8 protein-coding genes are annotated in these 9,404 nt (G+C 65.7%); all 8 read right to left on the bottom strand.

Translation table 11 applies throughout. The annotated features are described in order from the left end of the window. Positions 1 to 100 precede the first annotated feature (100 nt). Positions 101 to 445, bottom strand: a complete 345-nt coding sequence (locus ACWCQ1_RS36160; RefSeq protein ID WP_451028274.1) for a hypothetical protein — start codon at positions 443 to 445, stop codon at positions 101 to 103. A 17-nt stretch (positions 446 to 462) separates the two neighbouring features. Continuing rightward, positions 463 to 945: a YbaB/EbfC family nucleoid-associated protein gene (locus tag ACWCQ1_RS36155; protein ID WP_451028273.1), complete on the bottom strand. Its 483-nt coding sequence runs from the start codon at positions 943 to 945 to the stop codon at positions 463 to 465. A 76-nt stretch (positions 946 to 1,021) separates the two neighbouring features. Beyond that, entirely contained in the window at positions 1,022 to 4,339 is a 3,318-nt protein-coding gene (locus tag ACWCQ1_RS36150) for an AAWKG family protein (RefSeq protein WP_451028272.1), read from the bottom strand. A 71-nt stretch (positions 4,340 to 4,410) separates the two neighbouring features. Further along, positions 4,411 to 4,866, bottom strand: a complete 456-nt coding sequence (locus tag ACWCQ1_RS36145; RefSeq protein WP_451028271.1) for a type VII secretion system-associated protein — start codon at positions 4,864 to 4,866, stop codon at positions 4,411 to 4,413. A 237-nt stretch (positions 4,867 to 5,103) separates the two neighbouring features. Continuing rightward, complete coding sequence (locus ACWCQ1_RS36140; protein WP_451028270.1) at positions 5,104 to 5,424, bottom strand: WXG100 family type VII secretion target; 321 nt, start codon at positions 5,422 to 5,424, stop codon at positions 5,104 to 5,106. A 130-nt stretch (positions 5,425 to 5,554) separates the two neighbouring features. Beyond that, a complete protein-coding gene (locus ACWCQ1_RS36135; protein ID WP_451028269.1) occupies positions 5,555 to 5,902 on the bottom strand; it encodes a hypothetical protein in 348 nt (115 codons plus the stop codon). 380 nt (positions 5,903 to 6,282) lie between these two features. Beyond that, a complete protein-coding gene (eccB, locus tag ACWCQ1_RS36130; protein WP_451028268.1) occupies positions 6,283 to 7,761 on the bottom strand; it encodes a type VII secretion protein EccB in 1,479 nt (492 codons plus the stop codon). A gap of 16 nt (positions 7,762 to 7,777) precedes the next feature. Continuing rightward, entirely contained in the window at positions 7,778 to 9,175 is a 1,398-nt protein-coding gene (gene eccD, locus ACWCQ1_RS36125; protein WP_451028267.1) for a type VII secretion integral membrane protein EccD, read from the bottom strand. Positions 9,176 to 9,404: the final 229 nt, after the last annotated feature.

The following is a 9,404-nucleotide window of genomic DNA, read 5'->3' as shown; positions in this document are numbered from 1 at the left end:
CCGCGCATCCCAACCCCTGTCCTCGTTTCCGGACGCGACGTTCCCACCCACGTACCACTTGAGGAACTCTCGAAAATCGGGTGGGAACTCGATCGCCATTTTACCGCCGCTTCCCGGTTCCCGACGCCGCGTCCGCGATGTCGTCCATCGCCCACTCCTGCGGACGCCCGACCGCAGAGGCCTGCGCGGCGACCGCGTTGATCAGTCCCTGCACGGCTTCGGTGATACCTGTCGTCGTCCTGATCACCGAATCGCTTGTCTCCCGCCATTTGGCACCGAGCTGGTTGGCGAAGTCGTCACCCACCCCCTCCTCACCCCACCAGCCCTCGAAGTTCCGGTAGGTCTGCTCGAACTTGGGGAGCATGTACCGGGATTCTTCATAAGCTGCGGCAATATCCTTCGAACCCTTCAGGATTCCTACCAGGTCAGCCGAATAATCAGCCATCGCCTTTCACTCCTGTCTCACTTGTTCTCGGTGCCACGACTGGTCGGGGTGGCGGGTTCCTCTTCGTCCTCATGGATCTCGTCACGGAGCCGGTCCATCGCCGACGATCCCTTCTCCACCGAGTTCTCACTGAGCAACGATCCGAAGATCGAGCTCCAGTCGACCCCCATGCGTTCTGGGGCCATACCCCGGGGGGTCATTCTGGTGAGGGGGTCGAGCGTGTCGACGACCCGGCGTGCCATGGCGGCGCGAGCCTGGTTCACGGCGTCGAGCACCGAGGCGGAGAGTTGCGAGGCGGCCATGGCCCGGTACTTGCCGTCGAGGAACTCCAGGCTCGTCAGTTCGCCCTTCCCTCCGACGGTCACCCGGACCGCCCGGTCCGCGGAGTGAGCGGTCATCGCCGCGGCGTTCAGCTCACTCGTAGCCTTGGCCACCGCTTCTTGTGTCGCTTTGAGATGGGCCATCGCTTCGGATACGCGGTCGTCGATCGACTCACTCAACCTGGTCTCCTTGCTAGGTACTTGGACAACCGAACTTCTACGTGTTCAACCAAGACAGGGTGACGGCGGCATGTATTCATCGCCCCAACGCTTGGGGTGTGCCGCTCTCTTCGGTGCCCCAGACGTCCTCGTCCTCCGCCAGCCACGTCGTCCGCTCGCGGTCGCTGCTCTCCGTCTGCTGGCCGGGCCCTTGGCTCCCGGGCATGCCGCCCATTGGTGGCATGAAGGGCTGCGAACTGCTGCTCGTCTGCGTGGCCCGCGGGATCACCCGGTGCTCTTCGTCCTCGACGGTCGATCCGGAGCTGGCCACTCTGCCGGAGCGGCCGGCACCGGCGTCGAGGACATTACGCACTCGCTCGCCGGACGATCCCGACTCCCCGCCACCGCGCATCATCTGCGGCATCATCGGCGCCCCGGAGCCCCCCGGTGAACCGGTGGACGAGCCGGCGAGGGCGCCGTCGCCCTGCGGGCGTCCCAGCGCGGATGCCAGATCATCCGAGTTGTAGAGGTTGTCGTTGAACGCGGAGGCATACTCCGAGCCGGCACCCGGCGACGGGTTGTAGGAGGACAGGTCGGGCGGCTGCGGGAGATCCGCGATGCGTTGGCGGATCTGCTCCTCGATGTCCTTGTCGCCACCCGCGATCCGGTCGTACTCGGACTGGATGTCGCCCATCTTCTGGTCGTACTCGGCCTTGGCGTCCCGCCGTGCCTGCTCCGCGTCCGCGCGAGCCTGCTGGCGTTCCTCCTGGGCGGCGGCCTTCTGCTCCTGGTAGTCGTGCTTGGCCTGGGCCTCACGGTCTCCGGCATCCCGAAGGGCGTCCTGCTCGGTCTTGTTGATCTCGGCGATCCGGTGGTCGTACTTCTCACGAGCCGCCTGCTCATCGCCGCCGCTGGCCACCTCACGGTCGAAGTCCCGCTTGGCTTGCGCCCGGTCCTGATCGGCCTGCTCGTGAGCCTGGTCCCGTTCCGACTGGGCTTCGGCCTTCTGCTGCTCGTACTCATGCTTCGCCGCCGCCTCCTGGCGATCGGCATGCTGCTCTGCGGCTGCGCGCTCTTCCCTGGCCTCGGCCTTCTGCTGCTCGTAGTCCGCCTGCGCGTCCGCCTTGGCCTGTTCGGCCTCCAGCCGGGCCTGCTGCCTCTCCTTGACAGCGTCCTGCCGAGCCTGCTCCTGCTGCCTCTGCGCGTCGGACTTCTGCTGCTCCGCCTGCTGCTTGGCCTCGTTCTTCTCCTGCTGGGCCTCCTGCCGGGCCTGCTCCTGCTGCTTCTGCGCCTCGGCCCTCTGCTGCTCCGCCTGTTGCTTGGCTGCCGCCTTCTCCTTGTCCTGCTCCGCCTTGGCCTGGTTCTTCTCCTGCTCGGCTTCCTGCTTGGCGGTCTGCTGCTCTGCCTTCGCCTCGGCCTTCTCCTTCTCCTGCTCCGCCTTGGCCTCGTCCTTCTCCTTCTTGGCCTCGGCTCGCTGCTTGTCCGCCTGGCTCAGGGCGAAAGCCTGCTGCTGGGCGGCCTGTTGTTTGGCCTCGTTGCGGTCCTGCTCGTTCTGCGCCTTGGCTTCGGCCTTCTCCTGCTCGGCCTTCTGCTTGGCGGCTTCCTGCCCCGCCTTCGCCTCGGCCTTCTCCTGCTGCTGCTCCGCCTTGGCCTGGTTCTTCTCCTGCTCGGCTTCCTGCTTGGCGGCCTGCTGCTCCGCCTTCGCCTGAGCCTTCTCCTGCTGCTGCTCCGCCTTGGCCTCGTTCTTCTCCTGCTCGGCCTTCTGCTTGGCGGCTTCCTGCTCCGCCTTCGCCTGAGCCTTCTCCTTGTTGGCCTCCTCCTTGGTGGCCGCCTGCTCCGCCTTCGCCTCGGCCTTCTCCTGCGCCGCCTCCGACTTTTCCTTGGCCTTCTCCCGCTCCGCCTCCGCCTTCTCGTTGTCGCGCTCCCGCTTGGCTTCCGCCTCCTTCTTCTCCTGCTCCGCCTTGGCCTGGGCCTTCTCCTGCTCCGCCTCCGCCTTCTCCTTGTCCCGCTCCCGCTTGGCTTCTGCCTTTTCCCGCTCCGCTTCCGCCTTGGCCTGGGCCTTTTCCCGCTCCGCTTGGGCCTTCTCCCGGTCCGCCTCCGCCTTGGCCTTGGCCTTCTCCCGCTCCGCGTCCTTCTTCTCCTTGTCGCGGGTCTCCTTCGCAACGATGTCCGAAATCGGCCGTTTATCTTTGTCGGTCAGCTTAGAATCAAAGGCCTTTTCCGCCTCATCGAAAGCTTTGGTAAGAGCCACAATGGCATTGGCGCCCGCCACACCCAGCCAGTTCTTCGCCGAATTATCCCACCGACGCACGGCCTCTTCGGCGAGCCTCTTCCACGACTCCATCAAATGGGGTTGTCCGTAGGACACGCCTCCGACGATGAGGTTGTTGTCGAACCCCTCCAACGCCACGTTGTAGAGTGTGGCGCCATACCTCTCACCAGAATTCACGATTTTGACCTTGCCGAACTGCGTGTCCAAGGAGTGGAATCTCGCGTCCTGCAGCATGTCGTACAGCCACCGCTGAGGGTTGCTCTCGGCCCTCCATGCGTTCCACGCGTCGACAAGGTTCTGCGCCTGGGTGAGGATGGTCTGCTGGAGTTCGGCCAGGGCGATAGCAGGCCTGGACGTCACCGCCGTACCGTCCAGGAGCACACCACTGCCCGTCTCACCCTCCCCTTTGAGCTGGTCGGCGTATCCATCATAATTCTTTGCCAGTTTGTGGATGAGTTGCTTGAAGACGGCTGCCGGGGTTCCGTCCCAGGAGTCACTTCCCTCACCGATGTTCTCAGTGTCCCATTTACCGACGGTGACGGCGCTTTCCGTGAAGAATTTTACGGCCCGGTCGAAGGCTTTGGCCACGTCGCTGAAGGATCCCAGGTCGACGTAGGAATCGTCGGCCACGGAATTCGAGCGGTCCGAGAAGCCATGGGTCGAGTAGGGCCACGTGGTCAGCTTGTCGAGGGCCGCCTTGGAACCGTAGACGTACTGGGTGAGGGGCCCGGTGTCCCAGTCGAGCTTGTCCCCTTCCTTGTTATAGCCGCCCTTGTCCTTCAGCTTGTCGCTGGTCTTTTTGTAGCTGGAAATGATGTCGTCCCCGGCCGGCGGTAGAGCCTGGGCCGAGGCAAGGAAGGTGATGTACGCATTGTAGGAGGGCACCTTTGCGCCTGCCGACCGGTTGCCCTCGCCGAGAAACGGAAAGACGTAGTCGGTGTTGTGCACGTGCCAGCCGCCCCCCGAAACATGGTGGGGCGAATAGTGGTCACTCACCTTGTCCAACCGGACATGAATAAGCGGGATGTCGTCGTTGCCCTTGAGATTGTCGAACACCTTGCTGCGATCCGGCAGCATATAGCCGGTGAGCATGTCGACTGCCGATTTCCAGGTGTCATTGTTGTTCTCTTTGGGGTCGGCCATCACCGGGCTCCGCGATGTCGTGGGCGAGAAGAGGACTACCGGTCGTGATTCAGGACCTTCCGGCCCGTCTTCTATTTGTCTTTAGGTTCTCCGTTTCCGGGAGTCCCAAGATCGCTGTCGAGGTCCCCGAAGATGTCGTCGAAATCATCGAGGGAAATACTGTCGAGATTCTTCCCCTGCATGCCGTTCAGCTTTTCGATGGTTTCTTCCAGCGCCTCATGCAGATCACCGAACAGAGTTACATGGCTGTCGATGATGCGCTGGAGTTCTTCTGCGGCGCCTTGGATGACCTTGTTCAGATCGGCTCCGCCGACCGGGCTGTCACCGAAAGCCAGGTGACCGATGACGAGCGGCTTCGGGGAGAATATGGTGGTGCTGGTGGGCTTCTGCTTCGCAATGGTCTGGGGGGCCGGCCCAAAGGTCGGGTCATCCTTCTGCATTTTTTCCAGGCTGGTGGAGAACGTCTCGATCTGGTTGGTGATGAACTGCTTCAGGAATTCCGTGTTGAGAACCGTGACATTGGCCATGCCGTTCCCCTTCCATGCAGCATCAGGGACCATGACGGTCCCCTAAACGTGATCTTTCAGAGCTACTCACGGTTGAAGCACCGGTCATGGCGTCGGGCGCCGCCGGCCTCAGCTTCCCGCACCGGGCCGGTGGCGCCCGAAACAGCTGAGGCCGACGGCGCCCGGTCGTTCGCCGCTCCCGCCCGGTTCAACCCGTGCCGTCGTGCACGGGGCGGACGAGAAACGCTTCTCCCAGGGTCAGCGGCTGCCGATCCTGATGTCTCCCCACCTCTGCGTGAGGTTCTGCTCGGTGCGCCGGTAGTTGCCGGAGATGTCGGTCAGCAGGTTGGAGTGGCTGGCCAGCAGGTTCTTGATGTTCTCGACGGCATGGTCCCACTTGGTCTGCACCTCGGTGTAGACATTCTTGTCGTCACCGATCCAGCTGTTCTTCAGATCCGCCAGCTCCATTTCCAGGTTCGAAATGATGCCCATAATGGCCTGCGACTGGCTGATCATTTCTTCGGCCGAGCTTTCGGCCTGGTTGTAGTCGACGTAGATATAGCCGTCTGAGTAGTCCATCAGAATCCCCATTCGCCGCGCGTACGATGTCGTGTGCGGTATCGGTCAGTGGGCAGGACCGCGACCGCCGGAGAGTGGTTCCCGAACGCGATGCCACGCAAAAGGGGCAAGCGCACGGAGGGCCCGTGAGTCAGGATGCGGTGTGGGTGCCGTTGAGCTCGTCGAACACGCTCGTGGAGCGCGAGTACGCGGTGTCGATCGCCTCATTCGCGGAACCCTGCATCAGACCGTGTTCCTGGAGGGTCCCGTTGAGCTCGTCGACCATCCGGTCCAGATTGGTCAGGATGATGTCGACATTCCCGTCCCACTGCTCCAACAACTGCTTGAACTTCCCACCGTCCGTGCCCCCGTAAGCATTGGCCAGAGTCTGCCCGGTGGTCTGGACGTCCTGCTGACGCTGCTGGATGCTGCTGAACGCCTGCTCCAGCGACCTGATCCCGCTACGAGTTGCCTGCTCTTCGGACTGCTGCATGGCCATGAGAGAACTTCCTTTCGGCGAAATTCACCGACCTGTGGGCCCCATGCCACCCGTGGACAGACAGGGTGGTCCCGCAACCACGCACCGGTTCACCGGGATTGGGGGGTCAGCCGATACTAAGCAGCCCGTTTCTCGTTTGGCAATTGCCGTCAGACGACCACGACCGCCCGATTGGATATCCCGGAATGCTCGGCTGAGCGCCTATTCGAATTTCACGCCGCTCACTTGAGCGGACGGTCGACGCAATCGGACAGACCGGTTACTAACGCACGCCCCGTTCCGTGTGCGGGACACCGCACTGCAACGGGGCGTGACCGGAAATGAACCAAAAGTTTTTCTGCCGAAAGCTCCGCACCGGTGGGCTGGTTCCCACTCGCCCGCTACGGCTTCGGGCACCGCAGCGTCACCCGGGCTTCTCCGGAAGAGGCCGCCTCCGGAGTGAGGTCCGGGCCGCTCGGCAACATGGCCAGCATCGGGGAGGGCATCGTCCGCTCCTCGACGCCCCCGTAACCGAGCGCCTTCACCCCGTCCTGGGACAGCAGCCGGTACTTCACACCGTCGTCCGTGACCAGGTACGTGGTGTCGCCCAGGGCGCTGCCGCTCGCGCTCAACGCCCTGACCAACGCGCCCGTTCCGGCCCGCACCGCGACGGTGTCGACCTTCAGGCAGCCCGGCACGATCTCGGGAGCCGGGGGCTGCACCGGTTTCGGCAGCGACTCCTCGGGCCGTACGGACGTGCCCACCCGCACGCCGCCCCCCGAGGAGTCGACGTCCGCGCACACGACGGAGCCGGCCGAGACCTGGACCGCCTTCGGCGGCGTCTCCGGGAGCTTGCCCGTGTTCACGACGGAGGTCTCGGAGCCGGGGGCGAGATGCTCGGTCAGTTCGTCGGCCCGGAGCGTCGCCACGGTCGCGGCGGCTCCCCCGTACGCCTTCTCGCGGGTCTGAGGGTCACCCAGCACAAGGGCCGCGCCGGTGGCCGTGAGCGGGACCAGTCCGGCCTTCGTCAGCAGGTGGTAGCGGGGGGCCGCGCCGGGTATCTCGACCCGGAAGATCTGGCCGACCTTCGTGCTCCGGCCCGCCAGTGACGGCCCGTCGGTCCCCCGGCCCGGCACATCGGCCGGGGAAAGGTCCGGCCCCAGGGGGAAGGCAGCGAGGAAGGCGGCCGAGACGGGGCGGGGCGTGACGCTTCCGTACCCGAGGGCGTGAGCCGCGTTCGCCTTCTCGTCCAGGCGCAGCCGGCTGCCCTGCCACAGCAGATACGTCGTGTCGTCCGGCCCGGCGACCAACAGGCCCTCATTCTGCCCCAGTTCGCGTCCGCCCGGGACGTCCTGGGGTTCGTCCGCGCCGAGCGCGAGCGTCGTGGTCTCGTTGACGACGCCCGTCGTCCTCGGGCGGATGCCCGAACACACCAGCCACGGCTTGCCGTCCAGGTCACCGATGACCGGCAGGGACTCCGGGCCGTCCGGGATGCCGAGGGGCGCTCCGTGCGGTGTGCCCTCGAGCGAGGACGTACCCACCGTCGTGACGCCGAGGCCGCCGCCGGCCAGCAACTGGGCTGACGCGTAGTTGCGTACGGGGCGCAGCCGCCCGTCGAGGTACAGGTAGCGCGCACCCGTCTGCTTGTCGACGATCAGGTTCTTGCCCGCCCGCCACGCGTCGTTGCCGCCGGGCTTGATGAGCCCGAAGACGAACGCTCCGGCGCACACCATCACCGCGATGATCACCCCTATCGCGGCGCCGCGGTTGGTTCTGCCCAGCGGGCTCTCCGGCTCGTCGGGATCGGAGCGCAGCATGGCCGAGGCCAGCCGCCCCATGATGAAGAGGTGGGCTTGTACTTGGTCCCGTTTGTTGTTCATGGTCGCGTCTCCCGCGTCAGCCGTTGATCCCGCGCAGCAACCCGTAGACGCCCATCGACCAGAGCATCAGCGGCAGCATGCTGACGGCGGCGAGCGAATGCAGCAGTTCGGCGGCCCGGCCCCAGTAGGGCACCAGTCGCCGCCCCGGTACGGTCCACGAAGCGATCATGATCGCGGCTGCCAGGCCCATCAGACCCGCCACCAGCACCAGTCGGTCCCCCGATCCGAGGTCGCGCGCGGCGATGAACAGCAGCAGGATCACGCCCCAGGCCCCGGCGCCGGTCAGCGCCACCCGCTGCCATACGTTGCCCAGTCCCCTGCTGTGGAGCAGCAACAGGAGGGACAGGGCCACGACGGTGAAGATCCCGGCGAGGCCCGGCTCGACCGAGAGCGCCGCGAGGCACGGCAGACAGACCAGCGCGATGGCTCCGTAGAAGGCAGTCATCCAGCCGTCCGCCGCCGTGGACCGCAGCTCGATGTCGGAGGGTGAATACGGGTCGATGTCCTGCTGGAGCTGCTGGACGTTGGTGGGCAGCGGCGGCATCCGCATGCCGGAGAGCCTGAACGACAGCGAGGGGACGAAACCGCCGAACAGGACGACCACGACGGCGACCACGCTGGCCGACTGTTCCATGTTCAGCTCCGTGGTGATCAGGACGCCGCCGAGCGCCCCCGCGGTGGCGACGAACGCGGAGCCGATGAACAGCGCCGGGTACACGCCGACCGCCGCCAACGCGAGTACCGCGCCTCCACCGCCGGCGGCGGCCGCCGCCAACAGCCGTGCTCCCAGGACGGCGTCGCCCTCGGCGCCGCTCAACTGGCCGCCCGGCAGTAGCCATCCCGCCAGCGCGAGGTAGAGGGCCGACATGAGGCCCAGCACCGAGCCGGCACCGGAGTCGCCGACGGCCCGGGCCGCCGAGCCCGCTCCGGCCAGCAGCAGCAGTCCGGCTGCCGAGGCCGCCAGAGCCCGGACCCAGCCGGGCGATCCGGGCACGGCGAGGAAGACCATGCCCAGCACGAGAATGACCACGGCCACGCCGCGCAGCAGGCGCTTGGAGACCTCGGGGGTCCAACTGTGCGGCCGCTGCCGCATGCTGCTGTAAATGCCGTCGACCAGGTCGTCGAGATGTACCTCGGGCAGTGCCTCGGCGCGAGGCCGCAGATAAAGGTACTCGCCGTCCCGCAGACCGAGGGAGTCCAAGGTACTCTCAGGGGCGAGCGGTGGGCCGCCGAGGCGTTGCAGCACCCAACCGCCGTGTTCCAGGCCGGATTCCTCCAGATCGTCGCCTCCGTAGCTGATCACAGTGGGCAGCAGATCGGCAACGGGCACATCGGAGGGTACGGCGAGGTCGACGGTTCTGGCCGGGGCACGTACGGTGACGCGACACAGGCTTGCCGCCTGGATATCAGTCATGGGCTTCGGGTTCACGCTTTCTGGCGGAGCGCGGGGCGCGCGGTGGCTGGAAGACAGAGGCGGTGCGCCGGTCAACCCGTCGAACGCGACGGGGAGTCGGATGCGGCACGCGCCGATGAGTTTGACGGTAGGTCGGACTCTTGTGCAACACCCTCGAACATTCAGCGTTCCTCGGAACCCCTAGGCAAAAGGTCCGCAATCATCGCCGGACTCTGACTGACTCTTTCAC

It is taken from the genome of Streptomyces sp. NPDC002144 (genome assembly GCF_053593695.1).
Note: the sequence above shows the minus strand (reverse complement) of the source record. Positions and strands in the feature narration are given on the sequence as shown.